This is a genomic window from Desulfosporosinus orientis DSM 765 (assembly GCF_000235605.1).
GTDB classification, from domain to species: domain Bacteria; phylum Bacillota; class Desulfitobacteriia; order Desulfitobacteriales; family Desulfitobacteriaceae; genus Desulfosporosinus; species Desulfosporosinus orientis.
The window spans coordinates 5846618-5863081 of the sequence record NC_016584.1; the positions used below are offsets into that span (position 1 = coordinate 5846618).

16 protein-coding genes are annotated in these 16464 nt (G+C 37.8%); 1 reads left to right on the forward strand and 15 read right to left on the reverse strand.

Going from position 1 to position 16464, the window contains the following annotated elements; translation table 11 throughout:
- Positions 1-74: 74 nt before the first annotated feature.
- The 3 genes from DESOR_RS27065 to DESOR_RS27075 form a co-directional block, all read right to left on the reverse strand.
- The gene (locus tag DESOR_RS27065) at positions 75-1238 is read right to left on the reverse strand and encodes an ABC transporter substrate-binding protein (protein WP_014187788.1); all 1164 of its coding nucleotides are present in this window, start codon (positions 1236-1238) and stop codon (positions 75-77) included.
- A gap of 457 nt (positions 1239-1695) precedes the next feature.
- Positions 1696-3597: a selenocysteine-specific translation elongation factor gene (gene selB, locus DESOR_RS27070; RefSeq protein ID WP_014187789.1), complete on the reverse strand. Its 1902-nt coding sequence runs from the start codon at positions 3595-3597 to the stop codon at positions 1696-1698.
- A gap of 178 nt (positions 3598-3775) precedes the next feature.
- Positions 3776-4807: a YkvI family membrane protein gene (locus DESOR_RS27075; protein ID WP_014187790.1), complete on the reverse strand. Its 1032-nt coding sequence runs from the start codon at positions 4805-4807 to the stop codon at positions 3776-3778.
- A gap of 123 nt (positions 4808-4930) precedes the next feature.
- On the opposite strand from DESOR_RS27075, the gene yyaC reads away from it, so the two are divergent.
- Positions 4931-5503: a spore protease YyaC gene (yyaC, locus tag DESOR_RS27080; RefSeq protein WP_014187791.1), complete on the forward strand. Its 573-nt coding sequence runs from the start codon at positions 4931-4933 to the stop codon at positions 5501-5503.
- 7 nt (positions 5504-5510) lie between these two features.
- On the opposite strand, the gene DESOR_RS27085 is transcribed toward yyaC, so the two are convergent.
- The 12 genes from DESOR_RS27085 to rnpA form a co-directional block, all read right to left on the reverse strand.
- On the reverse strand, positions 5511-6011 hold the full coding sequence (locus DESOR_RS27085; protein ID WP_014187792.1) for a DUF4446 family protein: 501 nt from the start codon (positions 6009-6011) through the stop codon (positions 5511-5513).
- A 179-nt stretch (positions 6012-6190) separates the two neighbouring features.
- Positions 6191-6892, reverse strand: coding sequence for a DUF554 domain-containing protein (locus DESOR_RS27090; RefSeq protein ID WP_014187793.1), 702 nt, complete (start codon positions 6890-6892; stop codon positions 6191-6193).
- Between the two features lie 96 nt (positions 6893-6988).
- Complete coding sequence (locus tag DESOR_RS27095) at positions 6989-7834, reverse strand: ParB/RepB/Spo0J family partition protein (RefSeq protein WP_014187794.1); 846 nt, start codon at positions 7832-7834, stop codon at positions 6989-6991.
- Positions 7827-8588 (reverse strand): ParA family protein, encoded by a 762-nt coding sequence (locus DESOR_RS27100; RefSeq protein ID WP_169315212.1) that lies wholly within the window; start codon positions 8586-8588, stop codon positions 7827-7829. Before DESOR_RS27100 ends, DESOR_RS27095 begins: the two co-directional genes overlap by 8 nt.
- A gap of 143 nt (positions 8589-8731) precedes the next feature.
- Positions 8732-10177, reverse strand: coding sequence for a VanW family protein (locus DESOR_RS27105; protein ID WP_014187796.1), 1446 nt, complete (start codon positions 10175-10177; stop codon positions 8732-8734).
- Between the two features lie 135 nt (positions 10178-10312).
- On the reverse strand, positions 10313-11032 hold the full coding sequence (gene rsmG, locus DESOR_RS27110; protein ID WP_014187797.1) for a 16S rRNA (guanine(527)-N(7))-methyltransferase RsmG: 720 nt from the start codon (positions 11030-11032) through the stop codon (positions 10313-10315).
- Positions 11033-11035: 3 nt separating this feature from the next.
- Entirely contained in the window at positions 11036-12937 is a 1902-nt protein-coding gene (gene mnmG / locus DESOR_RS27115) for a tRNA uridine-5-carboxymethylaminomethyl(34) synthesis enzyme MnmG (protein ID WP_014187798.1), read from the reverse strand.
- An 8-nt stretch (positions 12938-12945) separates the two neighbouring features.
- Entirely contained in the window at positions 12946-14310 is a 1365-nt protein-coding gene (gene mnmE, locus DESOR_RS27120; RefSeq protein ID WP_014187799.1) for a tRNA uridine-5-carboxymethylaminomethyl(34) synthesis GTPase MnmE, read from the reverse strand.
- A 163-nt stretch (positions 14311-14473) separates the two neighbouring features.
- Entirely contained in the window at positions 14474-15100 is a 627-nt protein-coding gene (jag, locus tag DESOR_RS27125; protein ID WP_014187800.1) for an RNA-binding cell elongation regulator Jag/EloR, read from the reverse strand.
- Positions 15101-15130: 30 nt separating this feature from the next.
- Complete coding sequence (locus DESOR_RS27130; RefSeq protein ID WP_014187801.1) at positions 15131-15805, reverse strand: YidC/Oxa1 family membrane protein insertase; 675 nt, start codon at positions 15803-15805, stop codon at positions 15131-15133.
- An 11-nt stretch (positions 15806-15816) separates the two neighbouring features.
- Positions 15817-16023 (reverse strand): membrane protein insertion efficiency factor YidD, encoded by a 207-nt coding sequence (gene yidD / locus DESOR_RS28505; protein ID WP_014187802.1) that lies wholly within the window; start codon positions 16021-16023, stop codon positions 15817-15819.
- Positions 16020-16364: a ribonuclease P protein component gene (gene rnpA, locus DESOR_RS27135; RefSeq protein WP_014187803.1), complete on the reverse strand. Its 345-nt coding sequence runs from the start codon at positions 16362-16364 to the stop codon at positions 16020-16022. Before rnpA ends, yidD begins: the two co-directional genes overlap by 4 nt.
- Positions 16365-16464 lie beyond the last annotated feature (100 nt).

Sequence of the window (16464 nt, forward strand, 5' to 3'; positions counted from 1 at the left end):
TTCCATTTAAGCCTTGGCCAGATTCAGACAAAACATTTAGTCAAGCTGTTTCAAGCAGTATCAAAGTTCATAAATTATTTTGGATTAACTTTTGTCATAAATACGCTCTTTCCGTCTTTAAATTGCAAAATTGCAGCACTTTTTACAGGGTTGTGGGTAGCTGGGTCAACATTCAACTCCCCACTGATTCCTTGGAAGCCCTTCATGTTTTCTAAAGCGCTTCTCAGGGCTTCTGGATCTGTGCTTCCTGCATTTTCGATAGCTTTAATTAAAAGGTTTGCTGCGTCATAACCTAAGGCAGCAAATGTATCCGGTTCAGCATTGTATTTTCCTTGGAAATCTTTAATGAACTGAGCCATTCCGGGATCATCCATTGCTCCGTGGTTAACATAATAGGTATTCTCCAGTGCAGCTGCTCCGGCAACGTCAACTAATTGTGGGGAACCCCAACCGTCTCCGCCCATGAATACTTGATTCATTTCCATCTCACGAGCTTGCTTAACGATAAGTCCAACTTCTTGATAGTATCCAGGAACAAAGACAACATCCGGATTAGCAGCTTTAATTCGTACTAAAGTAGCACGGAAATCTAAATCACTGCCAGCTACGTATTGTTCTTTTGCTACGATTTCTCCGCCGGCGGCTTTAAAGTTTTCTTCGAAAGAAGCCGCTAAGCCCTTAGAATAATCACCTTTTTGGTCAATATAGATGGCAGCTTTTTTTGCTTTAAGAGTGTCTGTAGCAAAGTTTGCAGCAACTTGACCTTGGAATGGGTCAATAAAGCATGCGCGGAAAATCCATGGTTTTACTTGGCCATTTTCAAAGGTAACTTTATCTGCTGTACCGGTTGGCGTAATCAAGGGAACCTTATTATCTGTAACTACTTGAACAGCAGCTAAGGTATTTCCACTTGTCATAGGTCCGAGAATTGCTACAACCTTATCTTGGGTCGCCAATTTCGTAGCAGCTACCGTTGATTCGCCAGGGTCAGATTTATTGTCTGCAGAAACATATTCTAATTGCTTCCCTAATACCCCGCCTTTAGCATTTTGTTGCTCAAAGGCAAGCTTAATAGCTTTCTCAGCATATTGACCAAAGGCAGCTGCTCCGCCGCTTAATTCAAGGTCTCCGCCTACTTTAATAACCTCAGCTGCTTTATCTCCGCCACTTGCACCGCAGCCAGTTACGAGTGCAAGACTCAAAAGAGCTGCAGTCGCTACAGAAATAAATTTTCTCATTCTTCTACCCCTCTCTATAATAGGCCATCCATGATTTTTTTTCTTTCTTTTTTCCCTATAAAGACTGACTCTAGAGTTTGTTCCTTGTCTACAATTATTTTTCCTTAAGTCACCTCCAAGTTCGTATGCCCTTCATCTACCCATAATGTACTACGATTAAAAATCCCCAATCATAATTGTTAAATTTATGATCGGGTTTTTTGATTAAGAGAAGCTGTTAGATAACAACTTCTAGTTCTATATTTTATATATTATAGTTCATTTTGACAAGCTATTGAATGTAGAATGTAACCTGAATTTTGTTAACATTCACCCGGTAATTATTAGTAAAAATCATTGCCAAATAAAACTTACAATTTTATGGAATTTATTTGTTAAAATATATTTAGCGTTTTGATAATTGTTAAATATTGGATCACACGATTTCAATTAAATACATAACCTACTAAACTTAATTTTATTTACCAAAAAAAATACGCTTATCTCCCTTACGCTGAGTGACACGCAATTGATCAAAATACTCTAATAAAGGGACTGCATATTTTCGAGAGGTTTCCCAGTTTTCCCTAACGTCTGCAACCCCAACCTCACCTTTTGATTTTAATAATTCCAATAAACTAGTTTTAGCTTGTTGAATATCTTCACTGCGATAATAAGCCCCTCCTATCGCAAGCCATTCCCCTTGATCACATAAATAACTTGCATATTCCTGGATCTCTGCTTTAGGTATATCACATGCTTCGGCAGCGGCACTCAGTTCTGGAGGCATGAGTTTTACATTTTGCCAAAAATGCTTCAAATTGTCCAGTTGTTTGATAATTTTGGCGGGAAGTTCTGGTCCTTCATTGGTTTGAACTTTACTCCCAGAAATACGATAAAATTGACGAACACTTCCTTGTTCTAGGATTGTCTGCCAACGTCGATGAGGCCAGGAAATACTAAGCCGGGTTTTAAGTTCTTCTCTGCTTATTCCTCCACGAAGAGGATATTCCTGTTCGCGAGACTTTACAACTCTAATCATTTTTGATCTCCACGCTTCGGCAGCGGCATTACCCCAATAAAGATTCCCTTCATCTTCCATCCATACTTCCGCTCGATTTGCATTTTCTAGGGATTTTAAACTTTCCAGGAGCTCACCCGGAGTAATATGTAATCTCACAGCCAGCTCTGAGATTGTCCTTGGTTCATCCATTTCTCTCTCTAGTAAATCAAGGGGATCACCATGATCTTTGACCCTCATCTGATCTAATACACTTTCTTTAAATCGCTTAGATTTGTATCCTGCGACACTTAGCACCTTTCCCCCGGCGATTGTAAACGTGGGGGAATAGAATCTTAATACAAACCGATCCCCAGGTGCAGCAAGAACCGGTTCTTCGAGCAAAATTTGTGCAAACCCTTCCTGGCCTGGGGGAATTTCTTCGTGATCTAATAAATGTATGCGTCCTAAAATTTCTGTCGTGCCAATGTGAAATCGAACTCGCTGTCGCTGTGTCAACGGCTTTTCAGCGGATGGAAGATTACTAACCTTTATATCTAATATTTTTCCTACTTTGAATACATTTGGGGCAGCTAACACAGAGCCTCTGTCAACTTCTGCAACATCAACTCCAGCAAGATTTACTGCCACCCTCTGTCCCGCACCTGCAGAAATAACTTTATTTTTATAGACTTGAAGTGACCGAACCTTCGCCGTGCGATGACTGGGTTCGATAATTAATTCCTGACCTAACTCCATAGTTCCGCTATGCAAGGTTCCTGTAACAACTGTTCCAAATCCCTGTATACTAAAAACTCTGTCAATTGGCATTCTAACTGGTCCGATAGATTTTTTACTTTCTACTTCTGCCAGCAGATGATCAATGCTTTCCCGAAGTTTTTGAATTCCCTGACCTGTTACGGCAGAAACACAACAAATCTCAGCATCTTTAAACGCTGTACTTTTTAGTTTTTCACCTATTTCCTCTTCCATGAGTTCAAGCCATTCTTCATCCACAAGGTCTATTTTATTTAATACTACAATTCCTCTGGGTATTTCTAATAGGGTTAAAATATCTAAATGTTCTTGGGTTTGAGGCATAATTCCTTCATCAGCTGCAATCACTAACAGCACAACATCCATACCACTTGCTCCTGCAAGCATTTGACGTACAAACCGTTCATGTCCCGGAACATCAATTATTCCAACTTGCCGTCCGCTAGGTAGTAGTGTGTGAGCAAACCCAAGTTCAATAGAAATTCCTCGTTCTTTTTCTTCCTTTAAACGATCAGTTTCAATTCCAGAGAGAGCTCGTATTAATTCTGTTTTTCCATGGTCGACATGTCCTGCGGTCCCTATTAAATAATGTCGTTCATCCATCTTTATTTGTTCCCCTTATTCTTGTGGTTTGGTGTGGTTTGGTCAAATAATTTTTTCTTTTAGAAACGAGTCCTGGTGATCCGCCCTTTATGTTCAGTTATACCCCTCATTACGCATTTACTATAGCAAAAATTCTGCTTTTATGGCAAATCCTTAACTAAATTAACCAATTTATATCCTATCTTTTCAGCCAACAATATACAATAGTTGGCATAAATAATAATCCTATGTATCCAAACAATGGGTATATAAGTTGAACAATTTGTGAAAATCTGACCCCTGCCATAGGAATCAGCAAGAGAAGTATTGCTGATGTAGCCTTCCCGTAACTTAATCCGCCTGAGTCAACAATTCTGCTAATGAGACTAAAACCATTTCCTACTGCAGCGGTAATCATAGCTAACCAAAGGACCACTACGTAAAAAAAAGCTGGCCATTCACCTAATTTTCCTGCAATACCAACCATAGGAATTTCTAAGCCTAACACATCTGGAAAACGCAATAGTGCCCCTCCTATAGAAAGAGCAAATAATCCTAGGGCTACTCCTCCCAAGACCCCTCCTAATCGAGCCCCCGGCTTTTGTACGTCTCTCCCAAGGGATGCAAAGACTACCAATGCGAGGGTAAGATTAAATGACACATATAAAATTGCTGATAAAATCCAATTGCTTACAATTGGATTAGTGGATTGTACGATTGGGCAGCCGTCTCCTGAAGAAACTAAAAAAATGGCCGCAGCTGCAATTCCCAGGCAGAAGACAAATTTTAATGGTATCAAAACTGAATTGATCCATAATACTCCTTCTCCTTGATACCATAATGCCAAAACAATAACGAAGCACGTTAAAAGAATCCCAATCCATCGGGTAAACCCAAAGTATTCTTGAAATAAGGCACCGCTTCCTGAAACCATTGCTAACATTCCTACAAAGAGAAGCATGCTCACCAGCCTATCCGCCCATAGCCCCAACCTTTTGCCAAGTAAGCCCTCGAAGAAATCATTATATGATGTTATCCTCCATCGATTTTGTAAATCTAACATTCCCCATCCCATTAAAGCAAAAAATAGAGATGATATAGAAATACCAATTAGCCCCAAATGACCAAAGCGTGTAAAAAACTGCTGAATTTCTTGTCCAGAGGCAAAGCCCGCTCCCATAACTGCACCTACATAAGTTGCACTTACTTGAAATGATGTTTTCCACCTCATAGTTACTCCCTCCTCGCCACATGCTTATGGCTTAAATCAGCTTCTCATGCATAAAAACATAGCCATTTGGGAAATAATTTAGTGGATGTATATTTTCACTTCATAACAAGTGAGGGAGAGCTTGTGAGTTTGTTTTCATTATTAACTGAGACTCAAAAAATCAAAGCCCATATGGATGATTATGCCGCTAAGGCAAAACTTGAAGAACGGCTCTTCGAGCTTTTAATATCTACGCAAAATCGTCCTGTTGTCATATTATGTATTGGAACGGATCGGTCGACTGGAGATGCCTTAGGTCCACTTATTGGAACTCTACTATCTCGTCTCAAATTACCTCATCTACACATTTACGGAACATTGGATGACCCTGTACACGCTACTAATTTGGAACAGTATATCTCTGTTATCCAACATAGCTTTTATAATCCGTTTATTATTGCTATTGATGCATGTTTAGGTCGCTTAGATTCTATTGGCTGTATTACATTAGCAGATGGTCCTTTAAGGCCAGGAGCAGGCGTAAATAAAAAGCTTCCTGAAATTGGGGAAGCTCACATAACTGGTATCGTTAATGTCGGCGGTTTTATGGAATTTATGGTTTTACAAAACACCAGACTAAATTTAGTCTGGCGTATGTCTGAAAATATTAGTTCAATTATTACTCGTTCTTATATGAAAGTCCACTTAAATAAATAGTCAATGTTTATACTCTCTGGCTAATCATTGCTTTTTTGATAACTTCTTTTTCTTCATCTGAGAGTAAATAGGTTGACTCTCCACGTTTGACAGGCTTTGCATAGATCCTGGCCTCAGCGCGACTGTGAATTGAGCTAATTACAATCCCATCACCTTCTTGGTTTAACAGGGCAATGGCAAAACTCAAATCACTTCCAACGTCTTCAAAGGCTCGAAAGCGAAGTAATTCTGCACGATCAATACTTGCTCTCAACTTTAATTCCATCGGCTCTAACCTTTCGTTGCATTTTTTAACAGCCTGTTCTAAGTTTTCTACATTTTTAACAAAACCATTAAGTATATCGTCCATGTTAGTTCCATTCATAAACGTCTGTAAACTGAGATACGATTTTTCAAAGCGTTTCATCCTAAGATATAATAAAATGATCAAAATTAGAAGTATGAATACAAATAACCCTAAGGTACTTAATAACCATATATACTGGGGAATGTTTGATATGCTTTCCAATTGATTAGCCTGGTTTATAATCCTACAAGTTTTAAACATTACTTTGTCGACTAAACAAAGTTAGCAGTTACATATTTTCATCAAACTGCTATAAACCAGGTTTATTCACATCCTTTCAAATTATAGTGAAGGCTTTATATATTGTTAACCTTAACAAAATTTTGTCCTTATTTGAGATCTTACATTCCTAAATGAAGCCTAGAGAACAAAAAGGTTATGGGAATAGCAATAAACAATCCCGGTAATAGATTACCCACTTTGATCTCTTTTATTTCTAAAATATTCATTCCTATCCCTACGATGAGCAGACCACCAGTTGCCCCCATCTCATTGATGACCTGTGCGGATAGTACACCACTCAATAAGCCAGCCGAAATTGTTAATAACCCTTGATATAAAAATACAGGAATTGCTGAAGCTATAACGCCTATTCCCATTGATGACGTGAAAACTATAGCTGAAACTCCATCTAACATTGATTTAGCATAAAGTATAGAATTGTTTCCTGTTAATCCGCTTTCGAAAGCACCCATAATGGCCATCGCCCCAACGCAATAAACCAGGCTTGCAGTTACAAACGCTTTCGTGAAACTTGTTCCTTGACCATGCTTTGATAATTTATTTTCCAGCCACTGACCAAATTTCTGCAATTTTTGTTCTATATCAATGGTCTCGCCTAATATTCCTCCTAATACTAAACTTGCAATAACTACTAAAGTATTTTCGCTTTTTAAGGCCATGCTACCACCAATCAAGAGAACTGCCATTCCAATTCCTTGAATGACAGTTTTTTTAATGTTGTCTGGTAAGGCCTGCCCAAACATAAGTCCTAGCAGTCCTCCCACCAGTATAGCTCCCGTATTCACAATAGTACCTAACAAATTCTCCCCTTCTTTCAGATACCGAAAATCAATGTTCCACGTGGAACATCAAAAATTATACTGATATTCAAAATCAATGTTCCACGTGGAACATTTTCATTCAATAGTTATATTCCATAATTCCAGTAATCGACTTAATTCATCCTGAGAAAAATACTGAATTTCGATACTGCCCCGACGATTATCCCCTTTAATATTAACTTTCGTCTGAAAGTTTGTTCTTAATCTATCTTGAACACTTTTCAGCAAATGGTCTTTTTCTCGAGGAGACTTTGTCTTAATGGTTTTTTCATCAAGTCTGTCGATTAAACGTTCGGTTTCTCTTACAGACAATTGTTCTTTTGCAGCTTTTTCTGCTGTCAGCACCTGAAGAGATGTATCTTTTACACTTAATAAAACCTTAGCATGACCCAAGGAAATCTTGTTTTCTCGTAATAAATCAAGAACTGCACCTGGCAATTGAATGACTCTTAGCAGATTAGCAACCGTTGCTCTTGCTTTTCCAACTCGCTGTGCAACTTGCTCCTGGTTTAATCCATAGTCCTTTATTAATTTCTCGTATGCTAATCCTTCCTCAATAGGTGATAAGTCCGCTCTTTGGATATTTTCAATTAGCGCCCGTTCAGTCATCTCCTGATCAGAACATATTTGAACAATAGACTTAATTTTTAATAAACCCGCCATTTTTGCTGCACGAAGCCGGCGTTCACCTGCAATAATGATATAACGTTCACCAACTGGCCTAACAAGAATAGGCTGTAACAAGCCATGAACACTTATAGAATCTGCCAGATCATTTAAAGCTTGTTGATCAAACTCTCTTCTCGGTTGATCTGGATTAGGGTCAATCAATGTAATAGACAATTCCTTTATTCCAGGATCATCACCAATCTCATCAGAAATTAACGCCTGAAGTCCTCGTCCAAGTCCTTTCTTAGACACGCTCTAAGACCTCCTTTGCTAAATCGCGGTATACTTCTGCCCCTCTGGAACGAGAATCATAAGTATTGATAGCTTTGCCATGACTTGGTGCTTCACTTAAACGAACATTGCGTGGGACAATATTACGAAATACTTTTTTAGGAAAAAACTTTTTAACCTCGTCAACAACCTGAATAGAAAGATTAGTACGTGCATCAAACATTGTCAATAGTGCACCCAAAATATTAAGATTTGGATTGAGATGCTTCCGAACTCTCTCTAATGTACTCATTAACAAAGTTAAACCTTCAAGTGCGTAATATTCACATTGAATTGGGATAATGACATCTGTAGCAGCAGTCAAAGCATTTAAAGTAAGAAGTCCTAAAGAAGGAGGACAATCAACAATAATAAAATCATAGTCATGTTTAATAACTTCTATTGCATTCCGTAACTTTTCCTCACGTAACGGCTGAGTAACTAATTCAATCTCAGCACCGGCCAATTCAATTCGAGCAGGGACAACTTTAAAACCTTTTTGCTCTGTTTTCATTATTACTTGCTCTAGAGGAATATCATTAATCAAAACATCATAAATACAACGCGAAAGCTTATTTTTGACCACTCCCAAGCCACTTGAGGCATTACCCTGGGGATCTAAATCTATAAGAAGAACACGTTTACCTAACTCAGACAAACAAGCACTCAAATTTATCGCTGTCGTCGTCTTTGCAACTCCACCTTTTTGATTAGCTACAGCGATTACCTTAGTTATCAATAGACCACTTCCTTTTCACTCATTACCAACTGAAAACTTAGCAACTAAAAAACTATACTCTATGATAGTATCAAACCACTCAAAATAAAAAAAGCGCTTTTAACGCTTTTTTTATACAAATATAAATTTTATCCAAAAAATTAACTCCCTATAGCAATAATTCTTGGTAAAGGTGCATACTTGCTTTGTAGAAGGGGTTCGTTTTTTACAACCGTTCCATTCATTTTAACGGTTCGAACAGAATCTACAATATATCCTGGTTGACCCACTTGTTTAACAATGGTTTCTCCATGTCCCAGAGTTTCGTCGACGAGTTTCTGTTCTTCAGCAGGAATAACCGACTCTATCTTATTCGAAATAGTAACTTCCTGACCAGGAATAACTTTTCCATAAAGGTCAATAGTAACTGAATTATTGGTTACTTTTGTACGTATCAATAGGTAAGCTCCTGTATTATTTTTAAACTTCAAATCAAGAGTTGGATATGCCACCGTGGCATCTTGACCTAATGGAACATAGGAGATGGCAAGATCATGATTACTTCGCTGAGTTACAGGCAAATTTGCAAGTAAGCCGGTATTATATAATGTACTGGATACTTGACAAATTCCACCTGCTAAACCAGGAACGAATTTCCCGTTAACAATAATATAAGCATCTTTATAACCAGCTTCAACTGTGCGTTCTCCGACAATCTGATTAAAGGATAAAGTATCTCCGGGCTTAATAATTGCTTTATCCAACGCTTTAGCAGCCAAACGAACATTTTCTGACCGAGCAGTCTGAGAAGGATCAAACCGGGTAGTATAACTTGATATTAGACCAGTAATTTTTTGATCTTCCAATTGCGCAGCAGTCAATGTAGGTTGCTGTTCTTTGAATTTTAAAGTCATCACTGGAATAGGCTTAAAAATATCAATGCCTTTAATCTGAGATATTAAATCCTCGGTATTTATAACTCGACCAACTTGTTCATTTTTAATTGCCATAGTATTTTGTGGTGTAATTTCAAAAGATGCTTCAACACAAGGAATATTTAAGCCTTCTAATTTTTGTTTTAGAGTATCTGAGAGTTTTTGATCATTCCATGACTGTGTCAAACTTAATTTAACACCACTTGTAGCATGATACTTTGACATTACTTTCTTAAAAAAAGAACCACTTCTGCCAATATTATAGGCCTCGTCTAACGCTGAATCAGCAGATATCATAAGACCTAAATCATCAAGGGTCAATTCCTCTGAAAATTGATCCATAGAAAGCTTTACAGTTTGTCTTTTAAGACGTGTAACTTCATCATCTAATTTTTTGTCAGCTTGTTCAAGAGTCAAGTTGCCTATATTAATGCCAGAGACAGTTACCCCATCGACAATAACATGATTGTCTCGTGTGTAAGCTAGTGCTGAAATGCCTGCTAAAGCAAAAACCACGAGCACAAGAGCTAACGATATATATAATGATTTTCGTTTCTTTAGAATAAATCGAGACCGGCTTCTCTTTGTACGATGATATGATTTAGCAGCCTCTGATGCAGAATTTAATTGACCATAATTTGAACTCTGCCTCTGGTTTTGTGATTCTTCCAAATTTCCCCCTCCTACTTATCGAAGCAAAAAGACTTTATATTTTCTTAAATTCGACGTTGTATACTTATTTCCTTCACCGTCCATCATAAAAAAGGACCTTACTTCACAGTAAAGCCCCTAATATTCATTTATGATTTATTGAATAGGCTTTTTTGAAGGAATCCCTGCTTTTCTAGGATACTGAGCAGGAGTCTGTTTGATTTTCCGAATCAATATAATTGCACGATGTTCAGCGCCTTCGCCGAGATTATAATGCTCCCTGCCTTCACATTTTCCGCCGAGAATTTTTATAGCTTTTTCTGAATCAGCCATTTCATTCTCCGCTTGTATTCCTTTTGCAGCCAAGAAAAGACCATTAATCTTAAGAACAGGTAAAGCATACTCTAATAAAATAGGCAATCGTGCGACTGCGCGAGAACTTACTGTTTCGAAACGTCCTCTATACTTTGAATCTCTGCCAAAGTCTTCAGCCCGTGTATGAACAGTATGTATTTCAGTTAGACTAAGAGTTTCAATAACGACATCTAAAAAATCCAACCTCTTTTTTAAGGAATCAACCAAAACCACTTTTAACTCCGGTCGAAGTATTTTAAGGGGGACACCAGGAAATCCTGCACCAGTACCCAAATCAGCAAAATCAACGCCATACATATATTTCGAGAGAACCATAGAATCAATAAAATGTTTTAAAATAACGTCTTCTGGTTCAATAATCCTTGTCAAATTCAATTTTTGATTCCATTCCAACAAGAGATCCCCGTATTTACAGAATTGATTTATTTGCAAATCTGTAAGTTTAGAGCCAACATATTTATAGGTTAACCTTTCAAGTAGAGCAGCATACTCATCGAACACCTCTTATTTTTCCCTCCTGCGCTTTTGTTCCAAGGAAACGAGCAAAACAGAAATATCTGCAGGGCTTACTCCAGTTATTCGTGAAGCTTGTCCTAAATTCAATGGATTCACTTCCATAAGTCGTTGTCTTCCTTCCGTTGATAAACCTCGTATTTCTTCATAAGAAAAGTTATCGGGTAGAATTTTTTCCTCTAATCTTGTGAACTTTTCAATCTCTAATAGTTGCTTGTCAATATAACCAGAATACTTTGCCTCAATCTCTGCCTCTTCTAAAACTTCCATTTCGAAATTTTCTAACTCAGGCAGGAGTTTAATCAAATGCTTCAGGGAAATTTCTGGCCGACGTATTAAATCTTGGGCACTAATTCCACCACGAGCTGGAGTTGATTCTGCTTCAATCATTACTTGTTGTAATTCTTCATCTAAAGGAGAAAAAACTTTTGCTTTCAATAAACCATTTATTGACTCTAAATCACAGGTTTTTTGATAATAACGCTTCCAACGATCTTCATTCACGAGTCCAATGTGTCGCCCTTTTTCCGTTAATCTTAAATCAGCATTATCTTGACGTAAAACAAGCCGGTATTCAGCTCTGGATGTTAAAAGCCGATAAGGTTCTTTCACACCTTTTGTAACGAGATCATCTACTAAGACGCCTGCGTAACCATCTGATCTCCTTAGAATGAAAGGTTCCTTATCAAAGACTTGTAGTGCAGCATTTATACCGGCAATTAAACCTTGAGCAGCAGCTTCTTCATAACCAGAAGTGCCATTAAATTGGCCAGCTGTAAACAATCCTTTGATTTGACGAACTTCTAAGCAAAGAGAAAGTTGATGCGGCAAAACATAATCATATTCAATAGCGTAGCCTGGCCGCAACATTCGAACATTTTCCAATCCCACAATACTTTGCAATATTTGAATTTGAACTTCCTCTGGCATACTTGTTGATAAACCTGCTACATACAACTCCTCACTCTGCCAGCCTTCAGGTTCCAAAAATATCTGATGTGCATCTCTTTCAGAAAAACGAACAACCTTATCTTCAATGGATGGACAATAACGTGGACCAACACCCTCGATTTTTCCTGAATATAAAGGCGCTCGATAAAGATTATTACGAATAATTTCATGAGTTTTAGTTCCTGTATATCCTAGCCAGCAAGAAACTTGTTTTGATGGATCTCCATGCCAAAATTTACTTTCAGTTGGCAAAAAAGAAAAACGCCATGGAAAATCATCACCAGGCTGAACGCGGAATTTACTAAAATCTACAGATTGACGCTGAATCCTCGGAGGGGTTCCAGTCTTAAATCTTCCTAATTCAATCCCATACTCCTTTAGAGAGTCTGACAATGACACTGCAGGCATCTGACCATTAGGTCCACCTTGGTACATAGAATCCCCAATAATTATCCTTCCACGCAGATACGTACCACTGGTTAACACTACTCTCCCGGATTCAAAACGAGCACCAGTGCGTGTAACAACACCACACACTGAATTATTTTTTATATCAAGCCTTTCAACGAGACCTTGGATTACTGTTAACCGAGGCTGTGAAAGCAGTGCATTGCGCATGTGACTCTGATAAGCAAGTTTATCTGACTGAACCCGTAATGCATGAACAGCAGGTCCTTTACCAGTATTTAACATCTTAGCTTGTAAAGAAGTCTCATCTGCCACAATTCCCATTTGTCCACCTAAGGCATCAATCTCTCTTACTAAATGCCCCTTTGCCGGTCCTCCAAGAGAAGGATTACAAGGCATATGTGCAATAGTATCTAAATTTAAAGTGAGTAAAAGAGTCTCACAACCAATTCGCGCAGCAGCTAGAGCAGCTTCGCAACCGGCATGACCAGCTCCCACAACAATTACATCATATTTGCCTGCAAAATATTCCAAAGTTCATCCTACTTTCCTATACAAAATCGAGAAAAAATATCATCAAGAAGGGATTCTTGAACATTATGACCCGTAATTTCAGAGACTTGTTGTAAAGCTTGCCGAATATCTATTGATAGTATATCCCAGGGCATGCCCAAACCTATACTTGCTATTGCTTGTCTTAATGACTGAGCACAGTTTGATAACAAGGCAATTTGCCTTACATTTGAAAGTAGAGGGTCCGTCGATTGCACTGTCACACCATAATAGACTCTCTTTTTTATAGCATCTTCCAGTTCATTAAATCCTTTATGCTGGAGTACTGAAAAAGGAATAAAAACTCCCTTATCGTAACAATGATTAGAAATATCACCGTCTTTCAACAGATCAATTTTATTTAAAAGCACAATAACTTTTTCGGAATATTGCTTTAAAATTTGGTTTTCGACATCCGTAAGAGGTTGATTTGCCTGAACAACAAGAAGAATCAATTCTGCACACTTCATAGTGTTCCAAGCTCTTTCAATTCCAAGCCGTTCTACAAGGTCATTGCTCTCACAAATGCCAGCTGTATCAACTAATTGAAGCAGGATGCCTCCAACATTAACGGATTCTCTAATTTCATCACGTGTTGTCCCGGGGATATCTGTGACAATTGCTCGTTCTTCACGTACTAAAGCATTAAGAAGACTTGATTTTCCTACATTTGGCTGTCCGACAATTACTGTTAATAATCCGTCTCTAATTATTTTTCCTGTTTTGCTACCAGCTAATAATAGATCTGCATTTTTAACACTTCGTTTAATTAATGATTCAAGTGTACTTCTATCTAAACTTTCTACATCATCCTCAGGAAAATCAATTCCAGCTTCAATGTAAGCCAAAATTTCCAAAATCTCTTCCCTTAATTGAGTAATTTTATCAGAAAGACCACCACTTAATTGAGATAAAGCCAAATTAGCAGATGTTTCAGTTCTAGAACTGATTAAATCAATCACTGCCTCTGCCTGAATTAAATCAAGTTTACCATTTAAAAAAGCACGTTTTGAAAATTCCCCGGGTTCTGCTAAACGAGCACCATGACGAATACAAGCTTGCAAAATTCTTTGAGCAACAAATGGACCGCCATGGCAATTTATTTCATATACATCTTCTCCTGTATATGACGTGGGGGCCAACATTCTGCCAACCAACACTTCATCAAGTATGGTACTTTCATCATGAAATAATCCTAAATTTAGAGTAAAGTTATCATAACTTGCCCAACGTTCTCTATTTTGAGGTTTAAAACATTCTTCTATAATTAGACCTGCTTTTGAACCACTTAATCTTAGAACGTGAATACTTGCCTCACCCATAGCCGTAGCCATGGCGACTATTGTATCTTCCATGAATTTCATTCCCCATTTGTATATTTATCCTGCAGCTGTCCTTTAGTATTAGAAAACTTGGCTGGCGCCCGACGAAGACACTATCCTCACACGTATTATCCATCTTGCGGTATGCAACAAAAGTTATACTGATTAGTATAAAAAAGAGGGGGTATACCCCCTCTTAGCCTCTTTTAAGTGATATTACAACCCTTCGATTCGGTTCATCGCCCTCACTAAAAGTTGAAATTCTTGCTTCATCTTGCAAAGAAGTGTGTATAATTCGCCGTTCATGCGGATTCATTGGCTCTAACACTATCCTTGTCCCCGTTCTCTTAACCTTTTCCGATAATCTTTTCGCAAGACGAACTAATGTTTCCTCCCGCCGAAGTCTATAGCCCTCAACATCTACAACAATTCGAACTCTCTCGGACATCTGTTTTGCAACAGCTAAATTCGTCAAGTACTGAAGGGCATCAAGAGTATCTCCCCTCCTGCCTATAAGTATACCGAGTTCTGGACCTTTGATATTGACATGCCAATGTTCACCATTTTTACTTACCTGAGTTTCAGCATCGACACTAATAGCCGTACAGACTTTTGTTATAAAATCAGCAGCCAAAACTCCTGGATTATCCTCATAAGACACGCGTACTCTTGCCAACCGTGTGCCAAACAGTCCAAATAATCCTTTTTTAGTCGGTTCCTCAAGTATCTCTATTTTTACACGATCACGATCCACAGCCAATTCTGCAATACCGGCATTTACTGCTTCTTCAACTGTTTTTCCAGTTTTCTCTGCAATCCTCATGAACGATCCTCCTCACGCCTAACACGTTCCTTATATTGCTTTTTTTGTTTTATTTGACAAGCGATTATTTATATAAAGCTGTTGAAAAATGGACACAACGTTCATAGTTACCCAATATAAGGCTAAACCTGCAGGGACAGTGGCACTAATATATGCAAAAAACACAGGCATTATATACAACATAGTCTTCTGAGTAGGATCGGTACTAGCATTAGGACTTGTTAATCTAGTTTGGAGGAAGGTCGTTGCAGCTGCAAATAATGGAAGGATTAAATGATATGACAATGTAAACCCATAAATTTGCGTCAAATCAAAACCTAAAAAAATATGAGCAGAAGCATTGGATGGATCATATGGAAAATGTCTCAAAGCACTATATAATGCCCAAAAAATCGGTAATTGAACAACTATCGGCAAACACCCGCCCAAAGGATTTACTTGGTGTTCTTTATAGAGCTCCATAACAGCAGCATTTGCTTTTTCTTTATTATTTTTATATTTCTCTTGGATAGCTTTGATCTTCGGTTGCAAATCAACAGTTTTTCTCATAGAAGCCATTTGTTTATATGTTAATGGAAAGATCAAAGTTTTAATTAAAATAGTCAAAAGTATGATAGCTACACCATAATTCGCTAAACCAATCGTCGACGATAAATTATAGAGTATATTTAATAAATAAGTCATTCCCTCAACAATAGTACTCACAAAAGCCCTCCTTAAACTGGGTCATGCCCTCCCGGATGAAAAGGGTGGCATTTTAAAATTCGTATAATAGATTTCCAACTTCCTTTTATAAGACCGTATTTCTGTAAAGCCTGAATGGAGTACTCCGAACAACTAGGATAAAACCGGCATGTTTGGCCTTTAAGAGGAGAAATAAAAATTTGATATAAGCGTATTAAACCCACCAATAAACGTTTCATAGTTTCTCACTTTTTAAAGCATTCGCCTTTTCTAATATGTACATCATACTCTTTTCGACTTCCGAATAGGAAACTCCTTTGATTCTTACTCTCGCTATACAAATTATTTGTACATGACTTTTTATTTTTGGCAAATTAAGCCGAATAACTTCTCTCATTAATCTTTTAGCTCTATTTCGCTGAACTGCATTGCCGACTTTTTTTGAGGCGATAAAACCAAAGCAAGTTGGGGATTTTGATATTACATAAATAGCAACATATTTTGAAGAGTAGTTTTTCCCAAGCTCAAAAATTGTTTTAAAGCCTGATTTTTGGCGTAAGCGAAATTGTCTTTTTAGCATAACTCCTCCAGGCTTAAAGGTTCTATCATATTCTAACTCACAATGCTATATTTTAAACGTTTTACGAGCTTATATGACAAAATACAAAAATTTATTTAAA